The organism is Mangrovimonas sp. YM274, from assembly GCF_030908385.1.
In the GTDB taxonomy this organism is placed as follows: Bacteria; Bacteroidota; Bacteroidia; order Flavobacteriales; family Flavobacteriaceae; genus Mangrovimonas_A.
In genome coordinates this window covers 1,338,424-1,358,704 of record NZ_CP133091.1, presented here as the reverse complement: position 1 = coordinate 1,358,704, position 20,281 = coordinate 1,338,424, and the positions used below count along the sequence as shown (strand labels likewise).

General features: G+C 39.4%; 22 protein-coding genes. 15 read left to right on the top strand and 7 right to left on the bottom strand.

Annotated elements, in window-relative coordinates:
- The first annotated feature begins 6 nt into the window (after positions 1-6).
- From RBH95_RS05990 to RBH95_RS05970, 5 genes are read left to right on the top strand one after another with little or no spacing between them, the layout of a single operon-like run.
- Positions 7-186 (top strand): CcoQ/FixQ family Cbb3-type cytochrome c oxidase assembly chaperone, encoded by a 180-nt coding sequence (locus RBH95_RS05990; protein ID WP_307901777.1) that lies wholly within the window; start codon positions 7-9, stop codon positions 184-186.
- A gap of 2 nt (positions 187-188) precedes the next feature.
- Positions 189-1,166, top strand: a complete 978-nt coding sequence (locus RBH95_RS05985; RefSeq protein WP_307901776.1) for a cbb3-type cytochrome c oxidase N-terminal domain-containing protein — start codon at positions 189-191, stop codon at positions 1,164-1,166.
- Between the two features lie 9 nt (positions 1,167-1,175).
- A complete protein-coding gene (gene ccoG, locus RBH95_RS05980; protein ID WP_307901775.1) occupies positions 1,176-2,600 on the top strand; it encodes a cytochrome c oxidase accessory protein CcoG in 1,425 nt (474 codons plus the stop codon).
- A gap of 20 nt (positions 2,601-2,620) precedes the next feature.
- Positions 2,621-3,064 (top strand): FixH family protein, encoded by a 444-nt coding sequence (locus RBH95_RS05975; RefSeq protein WP_307901774.1) that lies wholly within the window; start codon positions 2,621-2,623, stop codon positions 3,062-3,064.
- Positions 3,065-3,067: 3 nt separating this feature from the next.
- Positions 3,068-3,769, top strand: coding sequence for a sulfite exporter TauE/SafE family protein (locus tag RBH95_RS05970; RefSeq protein ID WP_307901773.1), 702 nt, complete (start codon positions 3,068-3,070; stop codon positions 3,767-3,769).
- A gap of 56 nt (positions 3,770-3,825) precedes the next feature.
- Here the strand turns inward: RBH95_RS05970 and RBH95_RS05965 are convergent, their stop codons facing one another.
- A complete protein-coding gene (locus RBH95_RS05965) occupies positions 3,826-4,659 on the bottom strand; it encodes a universal stress protein (protein WP_307901772.1) in 834 nt (277 codons plus the stop codon).
- A 199-nt stretch (positions 4,660-4,858) separates the two neighbouring features.
- Between RBH95_RS05965 and RBH95_RS05960 the strand changes: the two genes are divergently transcribed.
- The 5 genes from RBH95_RS05960 (at position 4,859) to RBH95_RS05940 (ending at position 10,693) form a co-directional block, all read left to right on the top strand.
- A complete protein-coding gene (locus RBH95_RS05960) occupies positions 4,859-5,464 on the top strand; it encodes a superoxide dismutase family protein (RefSeq protein ID WP_307902236.1) in 606 nt (201 codons plus the stop codon).
- A 335-nt stretch (positions 5,465-5,799) separates the two neighbouring features.
- A complete protein-coding gene (locus RBH95_RS05955; protein ID WP_307901771.1) occupies positions 5,800-7,254 on the top strand; it encodes an MFS transporter in 1,455 nt (484 codons plus the stop codon).
- Positions 7,255-7,272: 18 nt separating this feature from the next.
- Positions 7,273-8,427 (top strand): endo-1,4-beta-xylanase, encoded by a 1,155-nt coding sequence (locus RBH95_RS05950; protein ID WP_307901770.1) that lies wholly within the window; start codon positions 7,273-7,275, stop codon positions 8,425-8,427.
- Positions 8,420-9,412, top strand: a complete 993-nt coding sequence (locus RBH95_RS05945) for a glycoside hydrolase family 43 protein (RefSeq protein WP_307901769.1) — start codon at positions 8,420-8,422, stop codon at positions 9,410-9,412. The genes RBH95_RS05950 and RBH95_RS05945 overlap by 8 nt, the downstream gene beginning before the upstream one ends.
- Before the next feature lie 105 nt (positions 9,413-9,517).
- Positions 9,518-10,693 (top strand): LETM1-related biofilm-associated protein, encoded by a 1,176-nt coding sequence (locus tag RBH95_RS05940; RefSeq protein ID WP_307901768.1) that lies wholly within the window; start codon positions 9,518-9,520, stop codon positions 10,691-10,693.
- Positions 10,694-10,698: 5 nt separating this feature from the next.
- Here the strand turns inward: RBH95_RS05940 and RBH95_RS05935 are convergent, their stop codons facing one another.
- Genes RBH95_RS05935 through RBH95_RS05920 form a run of 4 tightly spaced genes read right to left on the bottom strand, consistent with a single transcriptional unit; the run spans position 10,699 to position 13,786 of the window.
- Positions 10,699-11,454, bottom strand: a complete 756-nt coding sequence (locus RBH95_RS05935; RefSeq protein ID WP_307901767.1) for a LytTR family DNA-binding domain-containing protein — start codon at positions 11,452-11,454, stop codon at positions 10,699-10,701.
- Positions 11,451-11,798, bottom strand: coding sequence for a 2TM domain-containing protein (locus RBH95_RS05930; RefSeq protein WP_307901766.1), 348 nt, complete (start codon positions 11,796-11,798; stop codon positions 11,451-11,453). Before RBH95_RS05930 ends, RBH95_RS05935 begins: the two co-directional genes overlap by 4 nt.
- A gap of 2 nt (positions 11,799-11,800) precedes the next feature.
- Positions 11,801-13,144, bottom strand: a complete 1,344-nt coding sequence (locus RBH95_RS05925) for a histidine kinase (RefSeq protein ID WP_307901765.1) — start codon at positions 13,142-13,144, stop codon at positions 11,801-11,803.
- A 9-nt stretch (positions 13,145-13,153) separates the two neighbouring features.
- On the bottom strand, positions 13,154-13,786 hold the full coding sequence (locus RBH95_RS05920; protein WP_307901764.1) for a M48 family metallopeptidase: 633 nt from the start codon (positions 13,784-13,786) through the stop codon (positions 13,154-13,156).
- Positions 13,787-14,025: 239 nt separating this feature from the next.
- On the opposite strand from RBH95_RS05920, the gene RBH95_RS05915 reads away from it, so the two are divergent.
- A complete protein-coding gene (locus tag RBH95_RS05915; RefSeq protein ID WP_307901763.1) occupies positions 14,026-14,379 on the top strand; it encodes a hypothetical protein in 354 nt (117 codons plus the stop codon).
- A 40-nt stretch (positions 14,380-14,419) separates the two neighbouring features.
- Positions 14,420-14,989, top strand: a complete 570-nt coding sequence (locus tag RBH95_RS05910) for a hypothetical protein (RefSeq protein WP_307901762.1) — start codon at positions 14,420-14,422, stop codon at positions 14,987-14,989.
- 14 nt (positions 14,990-15,003) lie between these two features.
- Here the strand turns inward: RBH95_RS05910 and RBH95_RS05905 are convergent, their stop codons facing one another.
- A complete protein-coding gene (locus tag RBH95_RS05905; RefSeq protein ID WP_307901761.1) occupies positions 15,004-17,154 on the bottom strand; it encodes a TonB-dependent receptor in 2,151 nt (716 codons plus the stop codon).
- Between the two features lie 161 nt (positions 17,155-17,315).
- On the opposite strand from RBH95_RS05905, the gene RBH95_RS05900 reads away from it, so the two are divergent.
- Together RBH95_RS05900 and RBH95_RS05895 are read left to right on the top strand one after the other, a co-directional pair.
- Positions 17,316-18,194 carry a DUF1684 domain-containing protein gene (locus RBH95_RS05900; RefSeq protein ID WP_307901760.1) on the top strand — a complete coding sequence of 293 codons (879 nt, stop codon included), beginning with the start codon at positions 17,316-17,318 and terminating at the stop codon, positions 18,192-18,194.
- An 88-nt stretch (positions 18,195-18,282) separates the two neighbouring features.
- Complete coding sequence (locus tag RBH95_RS05895) at positions 18,283-18,654, top strand: protease complex subunit PrcB family protein (protein ID WP_307901759.1); 372 nt, start codon at positions 18,283-18,285, stop codon at positions 18,652-18,654.
- A gap of 45 nt (positions 18,655-18,699) precedes the next feature.
- Here the strand turns inward: RBH95_RS05895 and RBH95_RS05890 are convergent, their stop codons facing one another.
- The gene (locus RBH95_RS05890; RefSeq protein ID WP_307901758.1) at positions 18,700-19,632 is read right to left on the bottom strand and encodes a peptidylprolyl isomerase; all 933 of its coding nucleotides are present in this window, start codon (positions 19,630-19,632) and stop codon (positions 18,700-18,702) included.
- 186 nt (positions 19,633-19,818) lie between these two features.
- Between RBH95_RS05890 and RBH95_RS05885 the strand changes: the two genes are divergently transcribed.
- The gene (locus RBH95_RS05885; RefSeq protein WP_307901757.1) at positions 19,819-20,274 is read left to right on the top strand and encodes a hypothetical protein; all 456 of its coding nucleotides are present in this window, start codon (positions 19,819-19,821) and stop codon (positions 20,272-20,274) included.
- Positions 20,275-20,281 lie beyond the last annotated feature (7 nt).

The window sequence follows — 20,281 nt, the reverse complement described above, 5'->3', positions numbered from 1 at the left end:
GGCCTTATGTTAAAATTTATAAAACATCACATGGACAGTATTGAAGGGATAGAGGTCTACCCTATTATTTCCCTTATGATATTCTTCATCTTTTTTGTACTTCTTTTTTGGTGGGTATTTACCGCCAAAAAAGAGTACATATCAAGAATGAGCAACCTTCCATTAGACAACCAAAATATCGATTAATCATGAGAAAATTAATTCCATCTTGGATACGAGTACCGCTAATATTCTTTGTCATAGTAGGACTCATAGAATATAATATAGAATCCCATGGCAAGCCTGCCATTTTAGAACAGCCTGCATTATTGCTATTTGTCATCTTTGTACTGCTATTATTAATAGGTATTGAGGGTATTGTAAGCTCTATGGACAATATCCTATACCAAAGTCTTGACGAAGAAGGTAAAAAACGTTATGATGCAGCCCAGGCTAAAGACCCAAAATTTGTGTCCTGGATAAAACGTACCTACCTAAAACTTTTAGGTTCTAAACCAATAGAATTGGAGCACGAGATTATTCTGGACCACAATTACGATGGCATAAAAGAGCTTGACAACGACCTACCTCCTTGGTGGTTATACGGTTTTTATGCTACCATAATTTTCGCCTTTGTGTATTTGGTAAAATATGAAGTATTTGATGCCGACGGACAGTATGACGAACTGAAAACAGAATATGCGGAAGCTAAAGAAGCCATTGAGGAATACAAAAGAACAGCCAAAGACTTGGTTGATGCCAATACCGTTGAAGTGCTAACTGATGCTAAAGATCTTAGCGCTGGAAAGGTCATATTCGACACCAACTGTGTAGCTTGTCACAAAGCCGATGGTGGTGGAGGAATTGGTCCTAACCTAACCGATAATTATTGGATTTTGGGTGGTGGCATCAAAAATGTATTCCATACCATTTCAGAAGGAGGGCGTAACGGAAAAGGGATGATTGCTTGGAAACAAAGTCTAAAACCTTCTGAAATTGCTCAGGTTGCCAGCTATGTTTTAGAGTTCCAAGGCACTACGCCTGCCGAACCTAAAGAACCTCAAGGTGACTTATGGGCTCCAGAAGGTCAAACCGCTCCAGCCGAAACGCCTGAAGCACCAGCAACCCCAGACGAAACTGAAGCAGAAACAATGGTAGACTCTACCGCCACTGCCCCAGTACAATAAACTTAAACTATGGATACTCCGGAACAAGAAACCTTTAGAGATTCTATTGGCACCGTTACCAAAGAAGGAAATCGCGCTTGGGTATACCCCAAAAAACCTAGTGGCCCCTACTACGACAAACGGAAGTTGGTAAGCTATGCGTTGTTGGCGTTTTTGGTTTTGGCTCCTTTTATCAAAATTAATGGCAACCAATTTTTACTGTTCAATGTGCTGGAAAGGCGCTTTAACATTTTTGGATTCCCATTTTGGCCACAGGACTTCTATTTGTTTGTGATTGCCATGGTGATTGGCATCTTGTTCATCACTTTGTTCACTGTGGGTTTCGGACGTATCTTTTGTGGATGGATTTGTCCACAGACCATTTTTATGGAAATGGTCTTTCGTCGTATCGAATATTGGATTGATGGTGATCGTGGCAAACAAATGCGCTTGGACAGGCAACCTTGGAATGCAGAAAAAATTAGAAAGCGAGTTATAAAATGGAGTATCTTTTTATTGATCTCCTTTCTTATTGCCAATGTGTTTTTAGCCTACCTAATTGGTAGCGACACTTTGATTTCCCATATCAAAGATGGCCCGTTAGATCATTTGGGCACTTTATTTCCGCTGCTCATATTTACTGGTGTATTCTATTTTGTGTTTGCCTGGTTTAGGGAACAAGTGTGTATTATCGCCTGCCCTTACGGAAGGTTACAAGGAGTACTCTTGGATACCAAATCCATTGTGGTAGCCTATGACCACAAACGTGGCGAGGGAGAAAATGGACGTAAAAAATTCAGAAAAAATGAAGACCGTCAAGCCCTTGGCCATGGTGATTGTATTGACTGCCTGCAATGTGTAAACGTTTGCCCTACCGGTATCGACATTAGAAACGGGACCCAGTTGGAATGTGTGAACTGTACAGCTTGTATAGATGAATGCGACCATATCATGGAAAGCATCAATCTTCCAAAAGGATTGATTCGATATGCCAGTGAGAATGAAATTGAAAAGAAGGAGAAATTCAAACTTACCCTTCGCATGAAAGGTTACATTGCTGTTCTTACCATATTGATAGGATTTTTGATCGGCCTTTTGGCATTACGAAGTGATGTTGAAGCAACGATATTAAGATTACCGGGGCAACTGTACGAACACAAAGAAGACAATGTTATCAGCAATGTCTTCACCTATAAATTGGTCAACAAAACATCCAAGGACATTGAAAATATTGGTTTCAAACTAAGAAACTATGAAGGCATCATTAATTTGGTGTCTGCCAATGAAAAATTTGATGTGCCAGGCCAAGGCCTTTCAGAAGGGACTTTATTTATTGAAATAAAACAAGGAGATTTAAGGGGTGATAAAAATAAATTAACCATCGACGTGTATAGTAACGAAGAACTGATTGAAACCACCACGGTTAATTTTTTAGGCCCGAGAAGTTATAAATAATTAAAAACAACTATTGCGATATGAAATTTAATTGGGGAACCGGAATTGTGATTGCCTTTATAGCCTTTATGAGCTTTATCCTCTATTTTGTAATTATGATGAGTAAGGATCGTAACGACCATCATTTGGTAACCGAGGATTACTATCAGCAGGAATTGCAATTCCAAAATGATATTGATAAACTAAATAATGCCAAAAGTTTAGAGAGCAATCTACGTTGGCAAAAAACAGATAGCGGTATGTTGATAAGCTTTCCTGAGAATTTACAAGCTCAAAAAATTACAGGCAATATTGAATTGTACCGCCCATCCAACAAGCATTTGGACTACAAGGCTCCTATCAAGTTAACCAATCACAGTCTTTTAATACCTAATGACCACCTTTTGGAAGGACGTTGGGATATTAGGGTGGATTGGTCTTACGAGGACAATGCCTATTTATACAAACAACAAATTGTTTACTAAACTATGCTTTGGACAGCATTTATATTGGGATTATTGGGAAGTTTGCACTGCGTAGGCATGTGCGGGCCTATAGCCTTTATGCTGCCTGTAGACCGTTCCAACAGTTTCAAAAAAGTAGGACAAATTGCCATTTACCACTTTGGGCGCATTTTGGCCTATAGCATAATGGGCTTTGTTTTTGGCCTTATTGGAAAAAGCCTATACCTTTTTGGAATCCAGCAACAATTATCAATTGCCATTGGGGTACTTATGATTTTGGCAATCCTCTTACCCCAAGGTAATTGGGCAACATCACGTGTAACAACTCCTATCTTTAAAGGAATATCCAAAATCAAACAAGGCTTAGGCAAAGCATTACAAAAGAGGACTGCCGATACCTTTTTAACCATTGGCTTTTTAAATGGCTTTTTACCATGTGGCCTAGTCTACATGGCCATATTTGGAGCCATAGCCAACCATAATATGTTAGAAGGTAGCTTATATATGGTACTTTTTGGACTGGGGACGGTGCCTTTAATGACCTCTGCCATATACTTAGGCAAGTTTTTAAATACCACCGTAAAACAGCGCATCCAAAAAGCCATTCCCGTATTTGTAGTAATAATTGGTCTACTCTTCATACTACGCGGATTGGGATTGGGCATTCCTTACCTTTCTCCAGCACCTTCTACTCCAATGGCCAATAGCCAAATAGAGTGTCATTGATCAAATAAAAAAGGGTTGGAGTTTCCAACCCTTTTTTATTATCAACTTAAACAAGGTTACATCTTAAATGTCAACACAGGTAATGATGCATGGTTCGCAATATCTTCAGAAATACTTCCCTCAAAGAAATGCAAGAAACCAGTTCTACCATGAGTAGCAACGGCTATTAAATCGGCATCAATTTTATTAGCATAATTGAATACTCCGCCTTCTACGGTATAATCGTTTACTACCGATACATTCTCCTTTTGGTCTAAATTGCCATCGGCCTTTTCTAAAAATGTCGTAATTTTTTCTTCGATCTCATCAGAGTTTCTAAAGTGGTCTGAAGGCAAGTTCACATATAGCACATGAGGTGTTACATTCATCCCCTTAAAAAGCTTCATTGCTTTCTTGTAAGCCTTGATAGATTTTCCCGAGAAATCATTGGCGAATACCACGTTATTAAACTCTACGCTGGTCAATTTTTCCTTAACCACCAATACTGGCACTTCGGAATGTCGTACCACTTTTTCGGTATTGGATCCTACAAAGATTTCAGAGAAGCCACTTGCTCCCTGAGAGCCCATCACAATTAAATCTACACTGTGGTTGGCTGCTACTTCTGCCAATTCGCTAAATACCTTAAAATGTTTTACCACTGGAGTTACTGTTAATCCCTCCAAATAAGGCTTATCTAAAAAGGTTTCAAATTTTTGCTCTGCAATTTTTAATAAAAATACAGCTTTTTCTCCCTGCTCTAAATCGCCTGTGTTAAGCACTGCATCAGAGATTTCAAGCATGTGCATAACCATTAATTCGCTATTGTGCTCTTTGGCTATGGCTGCCGCTACTTCCAATGCATATTCAGAATATTCAGAGAAATCAACGGGTACAATAATTTTTTTCATTGTAATAAGTAGTTTAGGTTATGTTTTTTCCAAGCATAAAATTACGATTTTTATTCAGCTTTTACGTACAATCAACATGAAATTAACATCGAAAATCTTAACAGCTATAAATCAAATAAATGCTCTAACAGCTTCAAAATAAATTTTAGTTTTCCTCTTTTAATATGTAACTTTCGATAAAATTCAAACCAAATTAATGATGAAAAAATCTTATTTAATAGTTCCTATGGTGGCTTTGGGCCTTCTATGGGGATGTAAAAACGACAATAAAAAAACAAGCGAGAGCACTGAACAGGAAACTACAGAAACTGTGGCTACTCCTGCTAAAACAGTGGAGAGCACTCCTGTAGAAACAAAAAAGATTAAGATAACATTGGATCCCAAAAGCAACAGTAATGTTTCAGGAAGTGTTCTGTTTAAAGAATCTAAGGGCATTGTATCCATGACGGCTGTGTTTGAAGGTTTAAGCGAAGGCGACCATGCAATCCACTTACATGAAAAAGCAGATTGCTCTTCTGATGACGGTAAATCTTCTGGAGGCCACTGGAACCCAACGGCACAACCTCACGGAAAATGGGGAAGCCCAGAGGGGTACCACAAAGGTGATATTGGCAACTTTACTGCCGACGCCAAAGGAAATGGAGCCATTAACTTTAGTACGGATGAATGGTGTATTGGTTGTGGAGACCCTGCAAAAGACATTTTAGGAAAGGCAGTTATTGTTCATGAAGGAACAGACGATTTCACGTCCCAACCATCTGGGGCAGCCGGAACTCGTGTGAGCTGTGGAGGTATAATTGAATAACTTAATCAAGTAGAAATAGAGAATCTGAACTTCTCTGAACCTAACAATATAAAGATGTCCATTTGGGCATCTTTTTTTTGTTCCTGTTTGAATTAAAAAATCCTTTCAAAACCCGCAATTTCACTCACAAATTTCATTATCCGTATTTTTTTCACAATCGATTGCGTTTTTCCTTAAAATTAGCCTATATTTTTCGTAGATTGCAAAGAGATTATTTCTGCAAGCCGAAAACTGAAAAGGCAAAACGACTGAATTATTTACAGTCTGGGGAGAGATGTGCTGAAGTAATAATCCTAAAAAACTAACTTCTAACCCATACATTAAACTACTTGTAGATGACTTCAGATTCACAACAACTCTCCGTAGTGGAAAAGGTAGGCTACGCCTTGGGAGATTTGGCAGCTAACCTAGTATTTCAAACCTTAATTACCTATTTAGCATTTTTCTATACCGACATTTATGGTTTGGAAAACAATCATGCTTCGGCCATTATGCTCTCGGTTGGGCTTGTGGCTGCATTTATTTTTAACCCAATCATTGGAGTCCTTGCTGATAGAACCCAATCGCGTTGGGGAAAATTTAGACCCTGGATCCTGTATACCGCAGTCCCTTTGGGCGTGATAGCGCTTTTGGCTTTTACTACTCCGGACTTCTCCTATAAAGGCAAAGTTATTTGGGCTGTGGTAACCTATACCCTACTCCTTTTGCTGTACGCAGCCAACAACCTTCCCTATTCCGCATTGAGTGGGGTGATAACTGGAGATATGAAGGAACGTAACAGTATGTCCGCCTACCGCTTTGTAGCTGTAATGTTTGCTCAGTTTTTTGTTCAAGTGCTCATGTTACCCATCATTATGTACGCCGGTGATGGTGACAAAGCAGCTGGGATAGAAACTGTCATGACTTGGTTGGCCATTATTGGTACCATTATGCTACTTATTACCTTTGCCTCTACCAAAGAGCGTATAGTTCCTAAACCAGAACAGCAATCAAGCTTAAAAGAAGATTTATCCGATCTGTTTAAAAATCGTCCTTGGGTAATCATGCTCACATTAACCATTTTGATTTTTATCACCCTTGCCATGAAAGGTGGGTCCTATGTATATTATTTCAACAATTATGTTGACCAAACAGCATTGACCGAATACATCAGTCCTATTCTGGATAGCATGTCCAATATGGGCATAAACTTTTTTGGCTCAGATCCTGTCTCGGCGGGGTTTGGGTTATTTAATGCAGGGGGCATTATTTTTATGATAATAGGAATTACTATTTCCAAAAAATTGGCCGACAAATATGGCAAACGGGATGTTTTTGGCATTGCCCTATTTATATCCACCCTGTTTATTATTGCCTTTTACTTTTTTCAATCAAAAAGTGTTGGCTTGATGTTTTGGTCACAAATCCTTCACGGTTTTTTCTATGGTATCACAATCCCTATTCTTTGGGCCATGATTGCCGATGTTGCCGATTATTCAGAATGGCGTACTAATAGACGTGCTACAGCGATCATCTTTTCGGCCATGATGGTTGGCCTTAAAGCAGGATTGAGTATAGGTGGTGCTTTAGTCACCTGGATTTTGGGCCGCTATGGATACGTTACCAAGGACATGGTTAGTGAAGGACAAGCCATTGTACAACCAGATAGTGTGGCGCAAGGCGCCAAAATGTTGATAAGTATTTATCCTGCCATTCCCTTTCTAATTGGAGCCGCTATCTTGTTTTTCTATGTCATTAACAAACAAATGGAAACCCAAATTGAAAACGACCTAAAAGCACGACGATTTTAACTATTGAAACTTTTTTATATGAAACTTAAATATCTTGTTTTTTCTCTATTGATTGTGGCTTGTAAATCCAAAGAACCTCAGGCAAGCACAGAGGAAACCAGTCCAAAAACAACTGCTCTTAAAGAAGCCTTAAAAGATGATTTCTATATTGGGACAGCCCTTAATGTGAATCAAATCCATAAGCGGGATGCGGTTACAGACAGCGTTATAAAAACTCATTTTAATGCCATTGTTGCCGAAAACTGTATGAAATCGGGATTAATACACCCCGAAAAAGATCGCTATTATTGGAAAGATGCAGACGCCTTTGTTAATTACGGCATTAGGAATAACATGTTCATAACAGGGCATACCTTGGCATGGCATTCACAAACACCCTCTTGGCTATTTGTAGATGACAAGGGCAAGGACATTAATAGAGAAGAATTGATTGCACGTATGACCAACCATATTACCACGGTTATGACCCGCTACAAAGACAAAGTAAAAGGTTGGGATGTAGTTAACGAGGCCTTAAATGAAGATGGCTCTATGAGAGAGAGTAAGTTTTATAACATCATTGGTCCGGATTGGGTGGAGATTATGTTTGACATTGCTCAAAAAGTAGATCCGAATGCAGAACTATACTATAACGACTATAACCTTTCAAATCCAGAAAAACGTCAAGGCGCTATCAACCTTGTAAAATCCATTCAGGAGAAAGGTATTAAAGTAACAGGCATCGGAATGCAAAGTCATGTGTCCATGGACAATCCAGACCTAAAAGTATACGAAGAAAGTATTGAAGCGTTTTCGAAACTGGGCACTGTAATGATAACCGAATTTGATCTTTCTGTGTTAAAATGGCCCAACAAACAAATGACTGCAGACATTTCCGAACGAGCTGCCTATATGGAAAAAATGGATCCTTTTAAAGCAGGATTGACAGATTCTATGGCCATGGCTCAGCATGAACGTTTTCAAAAAGTATTCAATATTTGGAAAAAACACAGCAAGAGTATTACAAGAGTTACTACTTGGGGCGTTAACGATGGAAACTCCTGGAAAAATGATTTCCCAATTCCAGGAAGAACCGATTACCCTTTACTGTTTGACAGAAACAACAAGGCCAAACCTATTGTCAACCAACTAATAGAAGAGGCCAACAATCAAAACAACACTTCCCATGAATAAAATAGCTAGACACCTCATAAAACACATTTACACAGCCGATCCCTCGGCTCACGTATTCAATGGAAAATTATACATCTACCCTTCCCACGATATCGATGCGGGTGAAGCCTTTGACGATTTGGGTAGCCACTTCGATATGCAGGATTACCATGTCTTTTCTATGGACTCACCAAACAGTGAGGCTGTAGACCATGGTATTGCTTTGGATGTGAAAGACGTACAGTGGGCCGAAAAACAAATGTGGGCTCCAGATGCAGCAGAAAAAAACGGCACCTATTACCTATTCTTTCCCGCTAAGGATTACGAAGGTATTTTTAGAATTGGAGTGGCTGTGAGCAATTCACCTACAGGTCCTTTCACCCCCCAACCAGAAGCTATTAAAGGAAGTTTTTCCATAGACCCTGCGGTGTTTAAAGATAATGATGGGGCGCACTATATATATTTTGGAGGATTGTGGGGAGGCCAATTACAGCGTTGGAGAACCGAACAATTTAATGCAAGTGAACCTGAGAGCCCCTTTGCCCATATCCCGCAAGACCACGAACCGGCTCTTTGCCCTAAAGTAGCCAAACTAACGGACGACCTTTTGGAATTTGCCGAGAAACCTAAGGATTTGGTCATCTTGGACAAATTTGGCGAGCCCTTAAAAGCAGGCGATCATAACCGTCGATTTTTTGAAGCCGCTTGGATGCACTACCACAATGGAAAATACTACTTCTCCTATTCCACTGGAGACACCCACCTATTATGCTATGCTATTGGTGATAATCCTTACGGGCCTTTTACCTACGCTGGAGTTATTCTAACACCTGTAGTGGGTTGGACCACTCACCATAGCATCTGTAAATTTGAAGACAAATGGTACCTTTTCCACCACGACAGCAAATTATCGGAGGGTGTGACCCACTTAAGGAGCATTAAAATGGTTGAATTACATCATAGACCAGATGGTACAATAGAAACCTTGGACGGCATGATGGAATAACCAACTTACTTCCAAAGCAATAACACAAATGAACTAATATAATATTGAAAGATTTAGGATTTCAGATTAAAAAGTATCTTTACACCCTAAATCTTTCAATAGCCTATGAACCCTTCGGCCAACGGTTGGATCAAGAAATGCCTTAAGGAAGTCTCCAAAAATGACAGCTTTCTTAGTCATGATATCTATCCATTTTATGAATCCTTAAAACAATGTGGATTCATTTATGGCAGTAACGTGGAAGTGGTGATGGATGGTGTTGTTAACAGGGATTTCTCCCACAAAGAACTTGGAAAAGTTAATTTGCTATTGGCGTTCTACTATGTACATCACCTTCAAAAAGAACCTGAGAGCTTTATCGATAGCCTGGTTTCTTTTTACAATACCATAGCAGCTTATAAACGGTCGTTTTTTGAAGATTTACTTGGAGAAAAATCAGCTCCTGAACTTTTGGAAAATATTATTGATAAACGGGTGCATATTGATGATAATATCATTACCAAAAACTTCAACTATTTTATTACCAACGCTCTGCTGTTTGTTGATGTTTTGGCCTATCAAAAATACCTCAGCACACAAAACATTACAGAAGCCTATATTAAACAATTAGAAGCCTGCGTAGAAACCATAGTGGTGACCGTATTTGATTATAAAGCTGAAAAATCACAATACGACAAAAGCTTGATCAAGCTACTCAAAGCATCCTTACGCTATCAAAATAAGGAATCATTGAGTTATGACGATGTCATTAATTGCATGCAAGCACCGCTGGCCAAATTCTATATTACAGATGTAGTTTGTATGGCTTTTTGGAGTGATAAGATTATTGACTCTGAAGAGCAGCAGTTTTTAAAACGTTTTGGCAACGACTTGCAATTACCGAAAGAAGTCGTCCAACAATCTGTTGAGGATATTGATCTGTTTTACAAAGCTAATAAAGACAAAATAGCCCTGTTGAATTCCAAAAACATGGTGCAAAGTTTTTACGACAATTCCAGTAGAATGGTGAGTAAGCTAATAAAACGCAATAGCAAACGCCTTTTGAAGGAGTTGAGACAAAGTAAGGAACTAATGGTACTACTCACCAAATCCACTACTCGCCCCCTTACCGATGAAGAACAAAAAAAAGTAACAGACCAACTGTTGGACATCATTAAATCCATTCCAAGTTTAGCAATCTTCTTGTTGCCCGGGGGCATGTTGCTATTACCTATCTTCATAAAGTTTATTCCAAAACTACTCCCTTCGGCTTTTGACGACAACAGATTGGAAGATGAATAATTCTTTTATTCCAACCACTGTTTGAAGTCCTTAACCCGCTCCCTTGCTACAATTACCTCCTGCTCCTTAAAATTGCCCAATTTTATCTGCAACCTAGAATTGGTATAACTAATCATGTCTTCAATGGCATTGATATTGACGAAAAACTTACGATTGATCCTGAAAAACAGATCGGGATCCAGTTCCTGCTCCAACTGTTCCAAAGTGGCATCCAACAAATAATTTCTCCCTTCTACCGTATGCGCGTAGGTGCCTTTGTTTTCACTGTAAAAACATTCAATGCTATCGATGGTTATCAATTTTAAATGTTGTCCAACCTTCACCGAAAAGCGCTTTTTGTAATCGCGTTCTATAGGATTCACTAACAGTTTTTTGATGGCCTCAAAATCCAAACTTCCAATTCCTACTTGCGGCAGACGTTGTTGGTATTTTTCTACGGCTATTTTTAGTTCTGCGGTATCGATAGGTTTTAAGAGGTAATCAATACTGTTCAGCTTAAAAGCCTGTAAGGCATATGCATCGTAGGCCGTTGTAAAAATAACAGGAGAAGTAATGGTCACGGCTTCAAATATTTCAAACGACAAGCCATCGCTTAACTGAATATCCAAAAAAATCAAATCCGGATGGGGATTGGACTGGAACCACGTAATGCTCTCTTCCACCGAATGCAACAGAGTATCTGCCTTCACCCCTATGTTGTCCAACATGCGTTGCAATCGTCTTGCTGAAGGTTTTTCATCCTCAATAATCAATACGTTCATTGCCATTTCTGTTGATCTTTTTCCATAAACTCTTTTATTTTACGTTCTTCCCAATGCTTCCCAAATAAGAGATCAGGACCAAACACTCCCAAAGCATGAAACCCTAGCCCCACACCCCAAAAAATGGCGGTGGCAAAAGTGCCAAAATTCCAGATATTACCATGGTTGGCCACAGCAATAGTAATGATGATAAATAAATTGACAATCACATACGACGCCAAATGCCAATAAAAGCCAACCAGTTTTTCAACCTTTTTCTTAGCTCTCAAATAAGCTTCCTCTTTATAAATATAACTATCTTCCAAACGTGACGGATAGGTATCTTTGGTTTGATATGGTTCCATGATTAACTCCATTTTTGTTGATTCTCCTCTTCTTTCATAAACTGCTCAATCTTGCGTTTTTCCCAACTTTGTCCCAAAATGCCGTCGTTAACAAAGACATTGTATGCTTGAAAAATAAGGCCCATGCCCCACCCCAAAAGCGGGAACCAAAACCAATGAAAACCCCAATAGGTCTTGTAATTAATAAAAACTAAAAACGGAATCACGAGTAGGTAAGAGATTAAACTATAATAAAATCCCTTTAGGTTATCTACATGTTTTCTAGCTCGCAAATAGCTATCGTCAAATTGCGAAGCGGGTTGTAATGATGGTCTCATAACGGATATTTTTTTGGACAGCATGGGGATGGCCACTGAGAACTTTCCCTGCTGTTGGTGAATACTAACGGTTTTATTGGTAAGCAATTCGTAGCGTTGTTTTATGTTTTCAAGCCCTACACCGCTACCACGCTTAACTATTTGTTTGGGCTGTAAATTATTTTCCACGACAAGCGCTCCTTCACGCTCATAGATAGTTATATAAAGTGGTTTTGAACTGGTGACCATATTGTGCTTCACAGCATTTTCCAACAATAATTGCAAAGACAATGGCACTACTTTATAGTCTGGATTGGAAGCCCTTTCCGGAATATCAAACACAATACTGTCTTCAAAGCGCATTTTCAATAAGGTCATATAGGTCTTGGCAAAATCCAACTCTTCGTCAACGGTTACCAAATCTTTGTTTTTTTGTTCCAGTACATAACGATACACTTTGGATAACGAGGTCGTAAACTGTTGGGCACTCTCTGGGTTTTCTTCAATCAAACTAGTGAGTACATTCAAACTATTGAACAAAAAATGGGGATCCAACTGGTTTTTAAGCGCATCGAACTTGGCACTGGCCGTTCCGGCAATGACCTGCTGTTCCTTGATTTTATTCTTTTGATATCTATTGTAGAAAAAGATTACATGGAAAATAGCCACAATGGTCAAGGTGATCCAAAGTCCAAACTTATAGGCCTCAGTTGTCTCCTGTTCCAAAAAACTTCCAAAGGAATGTCCATTGAATACCATGGCCGTCAAGGCTCTTAACACAAACAAACCAATTAAGGTGATGATGGTGGCTCCCAATACACCTACTACAATACGCTTGAGATAATGCTTCCATTGAAAACGCTCCAAATATTGAAAATAATACATATTGGAGTAGCCCAATACAAAGGCGTACAATTGGTAAAACACAAAGTCAATGACATAATCGGTGCCACTTTTGTTGGTAAAACCGCCGTAAAGCAAATTGCCAAAAATAAATACGGCACAGCCAATACCAAAGGCGATAAAAACTGATTTCATTGACTTGTTCATGATCTTATGCTAGTGTTTTTCCTGACAGGATTCTGCCAACAATTGTTCAACCCTTTGCTGCCCCCAAGTGGGATGAAAAGGTGTCTCAGGCTTAAAGGTAGCAAAAAGTTCCAAGGCATGGTTTAAGTCCTTACAAAATGGTGAGGTGTCCTGCCCAAAATATTTGGCACTGCCTATCTCCCAATCTGCCTTTCCATAAACCGCCCTAGGATTGTTGGGTGCCAATTGCTTGGCTTTGGCATACAATTCACTAATTTTTGCTGAGTATTTCATGCCATAAGACATCCCATCAAACACGATCCAATTGGTTAATACATGAGCCTGAAGCACTAAAATCTCTGGATTGTCTTTACTGATACTCTTGGCTGTATTCAAGTGCTCTTGAGCCTTGTCCAATTGCGCCTTTAATACAGCGGCATCCTTTTCCTCCCAACTTTTCAAGCTGTTCATCTGGGCGATATAATAATGGGGCAACCATTGGTCCGGTTCGGCATTGGCTATGCGCTCAAACAGGTTTTCGGCTTCAGTCCAATTATTGGCTTCCCATAAATTAAAGGCTTTCTGCATGCCTTTTTCAAAATTAGATTGTGCTTGGGTGAGACTTCCCAAAAGCAACAAAATGATGTAGATAAAATGTTTCATAATGCTAAGTTTTAATGTTGAAACAAATATCCTACCCTTTGGGGATCTTTTAAAAAGAAGCTTACCGAACTGTAACTTTTAAAAGCTGAATTGTAATCTCTATTTTTACCAGTACTGTTCTCCAAATAGAAAAACTTTATTAGATTTGAAAAGTCATAACCACCACTTTCAACTGCATGAACTTTATAAAATCGCTGTTTCTATTTTCTGTTTTTTGTCAACTTGTTAGCTGCAACCTTTTGGTTACCAAAACACAACCGAAAACAGCCGATTTAGGAGAAGCCATCAAGATAAACTCCAATAAAGAGGTGATGTCTAAAATAACAGGAAAAGATAGCTTGGTCAACTTTAGCTACCAATCGAAAATTTCAACCAGTATTTTAGGAGGTTCTTCCAGCAACCACACCCTAATAGTGAAATTGTTTCCCTTTGAAGATTCCGAATACACATCGAGTACCTATTTACAAACAAGAAGCTCTGAAATAAAAAACGTTTTGGATCAGGAAATGACAACCTTATCAAATTTTGATGCCATCGACTTTCAGCTCATTTCTCATAACAAACAAATTCAAAACATCATTTTAGAACTTTAAGATCTAACCTTTCAACTTTCGCCCTTAACCAACCAAACCTATGAACCGACTTATCACCCTACTATGCTTCATAGCATTATTTCACGCCTGCCATGCTCCAAAATACACCAGCTATGGGGATACTCATGGTACTTTAAATTTCGAGGATGGCAAATGGCTTCTCAACAAAATTGAAGCCCCTTCCAGCCTAGTGAGCAGCTTGACCGACATCACCGTAAATGAATTTTCCAGCTTACTTGGCAATCGCTTCTCAACCGTTTATGAAACAAAACAATTAATGCTGCCCAAAGAACTTCCAGAAACATTGAGTAAATCCACCCTCTTGGATATCAAAAATGGAACGGGTTTCGATTTCTTTATAACCGTACGCGCCAAACGCTTGAGCAACGACATGGGCGGTCTACAAATAGGAAAAAACTACAGCGAGAAACTCAATTCTGGATTGGTGACTTTAGAGATTTACGACCTCAACTTACAGCAAAAAATATATTCAAAAACAGTACAGGGCAACTTGACTGTAGAAGAAAATGATAATTCACTAGCCTTTGGAAAGAGCTCCAATGGGCTGATAATTTCCAGTTTAAAAAAGATATTACGAAACTTGAGTTAAGACTTCGCCTTGAATTATAGGTTATCCAATTGGTTGGATTTACCATCGTCGCTAATGGTCCAGAAAAATCCAATGAAGAAAAACTGATCTGCTCCAGGCAACAAAGCTCGTCTATGATACTGTCCATTTACATCCGGGGTATTGGCGTATTGGTAGCCGTTCACATTTTTAACGCCCAAAACATTGTTCACGGATAGATACAAGATTTTTTGCGGGCTTATTAAATAGGCCCAATTCACACTTAAACTGTTGTAAGTTTTGGTTCGAGCGGCCATGAACTCAGTTTGGTTTGGATTGTCGTAAGGTCTTCCTGAAGCGAAGGTATAACTCAATCCCAACTGACTTTTCCAAGCCTCAATCCAATATTTCCCTACTACAGAAAGGTTATGGGCATTGGCATAATTAGGTGTGGCTGCCTCTGGAAAATTCAAATAGTTTCGCTTGGTGTCCAAATAAGAATAGCTCAACCAATAATCCATATTTTTGAGGCTTCTGTTATCACGCCAAAATACATCCACCCCTTGGGCATAGCCATCACCATCGGTTCCAAAATCACTATCAAAAGTGGGCTGTTGGCCATCATAGGTCAGTAAATCGTTATAATCCTTTCTATAAGCTTCGGCTCTAAAAATCTTGCCATCCTTTACATACTGATAGTTTAAAATATAATGGGACGTATGTGCAGCCTCCAAAGTCTGATTAAACTTTAAATAATCGTTGGAAGGCGTTTGATAGAATTGCCCATATGCCAAAGAAAGCTGCCCATTCTTTGAGGTTTTAAAAGCCAAGGACATTCTGGGCGCTACTTCCATACTTTGGAACAAATGATGATAATCGGCCCTTAGTCCGGCCTTTAAAGCCAATTGCTTACTGAAAATAATGTCTGCTTCAGTATAGGCTGCCGAAATGCTGTTACTAAATCCATAACTCACTGCCAGTACATCTTCCTTAAAGTCTTCATCAAAATTCGTTACAAAAGTTTCACCTCCGAAACTTAACTTCAATCTATTGCTGAAATGCTTTTTCAGTTTCAACTTAAAATGTGCCGATTGCTCTCGATTGTCAATTTTGCTTTCCATAAGCTCAATCTCATTTTTACCCAAGGTATAGCTCATCCCCGAATGTACAGACCATCCGTTTCCCAAAGTTCCTTGATAAGACAGATTGGTATACCAATTTCTATTTTTTAAATGTACATACAACCCTTCCTCAAAATTGATATCCTCTTGGGTCAAAGCAAAACTACCGGCATCAAAGGCGGTGTAAAATTTCAACAGACCACTATCAAACTTTTGTCTAAAAACTGCCTCTCCCTGTCCTCCCCTAAAAGGAATGTCCCAATCATTTCTATCGGGAAAAATTGCCGTATAGGGAGCCAAGTTGATATAACTGGCGTTCACACTTAGGGATCGACGTTTCCATTTTTCAGTGTGGCCTAAGGTACCTCCAACCGTCATCAAACCAATATCCGTTTTTTCTTGATCGGGTTCATCAATAGTGTTTAGTAACAAAACACTGGACAAAGCTTGACCATATTCCGCAGAATAACCGCCTGTAGAAAACGTAATGCCATCAAACAAAAAGGGGGAATAACGCCCTCGAGAAGGCGTATTGTTGGTACTGGGGGTATAGGGTGTAAACACTCTAATGCCATCAATAAAAATTTGAGTTTCATCAGCACTCCCACCTCTTACAAACAAACGTCCATCTTCAGCCACCGTGGAGGTTCCTGGTAAGGTTTGCAGCGCTCCTACAAAATCGCCCAAGGCGCTCGCCGTAGTTACCACATCCAAAGGTTTTAAAACTGACACCTTGGAATTATCACCGGCCTCAAAAGTCCCCGCCGAAATCACCACGGCATCCAAAGCATTTACGGCGTCTCGCAATACCACTTTCAGGTTTTGCAAGTCTGTAACGGCTTTGGTGACATCATGGGTTTCATATGAGACATAGGAGACTATCAAATGCACCTGCCCTTCTTCAAGGGTTTCGAACTCAAAATGGCCCTCCTCATTACTGGTAGCACCATCATAAGTGCCATCAATATAAATGTTGGCCCCTACAACAGGCAGCCCTTTAGAGTCTACAACAGTACCTGAAATTAATTGCTGCGAAAATGTGTTGCCCACGGTTAGCATTACCAATAAATAGAGAAGTGATTTCATGATAGGTTCGTTTATGAGTACAAATATCATCTCCTGATGGCCCTCTTAAAATTCAAACCCTCTGAGCTGTTAGTTTTTAAGGATGAATTGTGTGAACCTTCCAATTTCCCAAAAGTGAGTATCTTTAAATTTCATAACTTTCAAATCTAAAATCTCAATTCATGCGAATCCTTCTCTTCCTTTTATGTATAGCTTTAATGTCCTGCGGAAATGCTTCCTCAGAAAAGAAAATTGATCAAACATATAAAGATGACATTGAAGCGTTTTGGAAGTCTAAAAATGAGGTAAGAAAGGACAATTATCTACAATTATCCGGCTTGTTAAAACTTGCCGACAGTAGTACTGTTTTTGGACTGAATGCAAGCAATCAACCTTCCACAAAAAAGGAAGACCTGCAAACCATCTTTGGCAATTATACCCAACAAGGCGATAGCCTTGTATTCACTCCAGCTGAAAACAAAATTATTACGGTAGAAGCCGATACCATATCAGCTAGACTCCCCATGGTTTTTGATAGCTACGGAAGCTCACAAATGCTACATCAACAGCATATGAAATGGCAAATTATTACCCGAGGGGATAACCGCTATATTAGGGTTTGGGATGCAAAGAATACGGCCATAGACGCTTTTAAAGGATTTGAAACCTTCCCTTTAAATCCAAATTTTATCCTAGAAGGGCAATTTACCTATTACGACCAAACCCAAACTAAAGATGTAGCATCCAAATTAGGCTATATGCATGCCACAGATTTTGCCGGTTTTGTAAGTTTTGAATTTAAAGGTAAAGAATACAAACTCGACACCGAAGCCGATGGTTTTATCATGTTAGGCGATGCCACTTCCGGTAATACCACTTATGGTGGCGGACGCTACTATGTCTTGGAAATACCGAGTACCAATGGACCGGTTACCATAGATTTCAATAGATTATACAATCCGCCTTGCGCCTATTGTGCCTTTACCACTTGCTTACTACCACCAAGTCAAAACCAATTGCCATTCGAAATTTTGGCTGGAGAAACAACCACTAGATTATAATACCATGAAAAATATATGCTTCCTAATATGTACCATCGTGTTTACCTTAGTGAACTGTGGTGCAAAACCAAATAAAACAACCCAGAACATGGAACCTTTTACAATTGGGGAAGGTAGCCTCTATGGAAATGGAGACGAAGGCATTCCCAAGCAACAGATCATTATTGATACCGAAGCAGAATGGCATGCTTTAAAAAAGCAAATGGATCGTGTAAATCCCGTATCGGAGCAATTCACACCTAAGGACATTGATTTTAAAACCCATCAAGTCATTGCAGTATTTGAAAATGTGAAGACCACAGGAGGGTACCATATAGATATGGCATTAGAAACTTCCAAAACCCAGCGCACCATTACCGTAAATACCAAAGCGCCGGAAGGAATAGCTACCACCGTCATGACCCAACCCTTTAAAATAATGGCCATTCCACGAATGGACACCCCCATAATATTCCAATAAAAAAAGCACCTCAATGAGGTGCTTTCCATTTTATATAAGGCTGGATTACTTTACATCCATCAATTCTACGTCGAATACCAAAGTAGCGTCACCAGGAATCACACCTCCAGCACCACGACTTCCATACCCTAAATCACTAGGGATTACAAAACGTGCTTTGTCACCTACTTGCAACAGACCAATACCTTCGTCCCATCCAGCAATCACCTGACCAACACCAACGGTAAATTCCAAAGGTTGGTTGCGCTTATAGGAAGAATCGAATACAGTCCCATCGGCCAATTGACCTTTATAGTGTACGGCAACAGTTTTTCCTTTTTCGGCTTTTTTACCAGCTCCTTTTTGAATGATTTGGTAACGCAAACCGCTAGCAGTTTCTTCAAACCCCGCAGCCAATTTATCCAACTCAGCTCTCTTGGCTTCGCGCTCGGCAGCAATACGCTCTTCACGAGCACCTTCAAAAGTTCTAAAAGCTTCAATAGCATTAAAGTTTTCAGCAGCTGCACCTACACGGATAATTTCAACCGCATCCATAACGTCACCTTGAGCAATAGCATCAACCACATCCTGGCCTTCTACCACTTTTCCAAATACGGTATGCATATTGTCCAACCAAGGCGTCTCTACATGCGTAATGAAAAACTGGCTACCATTGGTTCCAGGACCGGCATTGGCCATAGACAATACACCAGGACCATCGTGCTTCAAGTCTGGGTGGAATTCATCGTCAAATTTATATCCTGGACTTCCAGTTCCTGTTCCTTGAGGACATCCTCCTTGAATCATAAAGTCTGGAATTACCCTGTGGAATTTTAGACCATTATAATAAGGATTCCCTTGTGGCTTTGCCGAATTTTCCAAATTTCCTTCTGCCAAGGCTACAAAGTTCCCTACCGTTCCCGGTACTTTTTCAAATTCTAAAGCAACCAAAATGTCGCCTTTGCTTGTATTAAATTTTGCGTATAAACCGTCTTGCATTGTCTTTGTATTTTGTTTCGATGCGCAAAGATACTAAACTATGGTTGAAGCAGAAAGCTTCCCTGAAGAAGATGCATTGTCTAAAAGATGAAAAAACGCTTTAGAAAAACAGACGGCATTTAGCACTAATACTTTTTGGAAAGGCCTGTTTGAAAACCTAGATTTGCAATGATCTAACAGATACCTATGAAATTTTCACTTACCAAACTAAAAGCGGCCTTTGGAGACTCCAAAAACATGGAAAAATTGCACGCTGACGATTATACCCAAAACATTATCAACGATATCGAGGATGAACCTTTTGCCTTAGGAACTGAGAATGTTTGCTATGCAGGGTTCAATGAATTGGGAGGCTACCATTTTTTTCAGACCATTATCGTTGGAAGTTTTCATATCAAAACCATTAAAGGAGCACGATTGACCATTAATGGGAAAGATTTCAAAATGGTCATGACTTCGGATATGGAAGAATTGGAATCTGAACATTCCAACGTTTCCAACCGAAGCATCACACGCATCGATTTTGCCATTGAAAAAGAAGATATGGCTAAATTCAAAAAATCGAACATCAAAAGTTTGTTGTTGGAAGCCAAAAAACACCGCATTCCTTTTGATATCTATAAGCCTTCAAAAGAAGCTTAAAAACAAT

What these genes read in the sequence shown, in the direction of transcription:
- RBH95_RS05905 (WP_307901761.1), bottom strand. Translation starts at nt 17,154, where the DNA reads ATGAAATCACTTCTCTATTTATTGGTAATGCTAACCGTGGGCAACACA.
- RBH95_RS05890 (WP_307901758.1), bottom strand. Translation starts at nt 19,632, where the DNA reads ATGCAAGACGGTTTATACGCAAAATTTAATACAAGCAAAGGCGACATT.
- RBH95_RS05955 (WP_307901771.1), top strand. Translation starts at nt 5,800, where the DNA reads ATGACTTCAGATTCACAACAACTCTCCGTAGTGGAAAAGGTAGGCTAC.
- RBH95_RS05925 (WP_307901765.1), bottom strand. Translation starts at nt 13,144, where the DNA reads ATGAACAAGTCAATGAAATCAGTTTTTATCGCCTTTGGTATTGGCTGT.
- RBH95_RS05885 (WP_307901757.1), top strand. Translation starts at nt 19,819, where the DNA reads ATGAAATTTTCACTTACCAAACTAAAAGCGGCCTTTGGAGACTCCAAA.
- ccoG (WP_307901775.1), top strand. Translation starts at nt 1,176, where the DNA reads ATGGATACTCCGGAACAAGAAACCTTTAGAGATTCTATTGGCACCGTT.
- RBH95_RS05975 (WP_307901774.1), top strand. Translation starts at nt 2,621, where the DNA reads ATGAAATTTAATTGGGGAACCGGAATTGTGATTGCCTTTATAGCCTTT.
- RBH95_RS05945 (WP_307901769.1), top strand. Translation starts at nt 8,420, where the DNA reads ATGAATAAAATAGCTAGACACCTCATAAAACACATTTACACAGCCGAT.
- RBH95_RS05985 (WP_307901776.1), top strand. Translation starts at nt 189, where the DNA reads ATGAGAAAATTAATTCCATCTTGGATACGAGTACCGCTAATATTCTTT.
- RBH95_RS05950 (WP_307901770.1), top strand. Translation starts at nt 7,273, where the DNA reads ATGAAACTTAAATATCTTGTTTTTTCTCTATTGATTGTGGCTTGTAAA.
- RBH95_RS05935 (WP_307901767.1), bottom strand. Translation starts at nt 11,454, where the DNA reads ATGAACGTATTGATTATTGAGGATGAAAAACCTTCAGCAAGACGATTG.
- RBH95_RS05920 (WP_307901764.1), bottom strand. Translation starts at nt 13,786, where the DNA reads ATGAAACATTTTATCTACATCATTTTGTTGCTTTTGGGAAGTCTCACC.
- RBH95_RS05910 (WP_307901762.1), top strand. Translation starts at nt 14,420, where the DNA reads ATGAACCGACTTATCACCCTACTATGCTTCATAGCATTATTTCACGCC.
- RBH95_RS05895 (WP_307901759.1), top strand. Translation starts at nt 18,283, where the DNA reads ATGGAACCTTTTACAATTGGGGAAGGTAGCCTCTATGGAAATGGAGAC.
- RBH95_RS05930 (WP_307901766.1), bottom strand. Translation starts at nt 11,798, where the DNA reads ATGGAACCATATCAAACCAAAGATACCTATCCGTCACGTTTGGAAGAT.
- RBH95_RS05960 (WP_307902236.1), top strand. Translation starts at nt 4,859, where the DNA reads ATGAAAAAATCTTATTTAATAGTTCCTATGGTGGCTTTGGGCCTTCTA.
- RBH95_RS05965 (WP_307901772.1), bottom strand. Translation starts at nt 4,659, where the DNA reads ATGAAAAAAATTATTGTACCCGTTGATTTCTCTGAATATTCTGAATAT.
- RBH95_RS05970 (WP_307901773.1), top strand. Translation starts at nt 3,068, where the DNA reads ATGCTTTGGACAGCATTTATATTGGGATTATTGGGAAGTTTGCACTGC.
- RBH95_RS05990 (WP_307901777.1), top strand. Translation starts at nt 7, where the DNA reads ATGTTAAAATTTATAAAACATCACATGGACAGTATTGAAGGGATAGAG.
- RBH95_RS05940 (WP_307901768.1), top strand. Translation starts at nt 9,518, where the DNA reads ATGAACCCTTCGGCCAACGGTTGGATCAAGAAATGCCTTAAGGAAGTC.
- RBH95_RS05900 (WP_307901760.1), top strand. Translation starts at nt 17,316, where the DNA reads ATGCGAATCCTTCTCTTCCTTTTATGTATAGCTTTAATGTCCTGCGGA.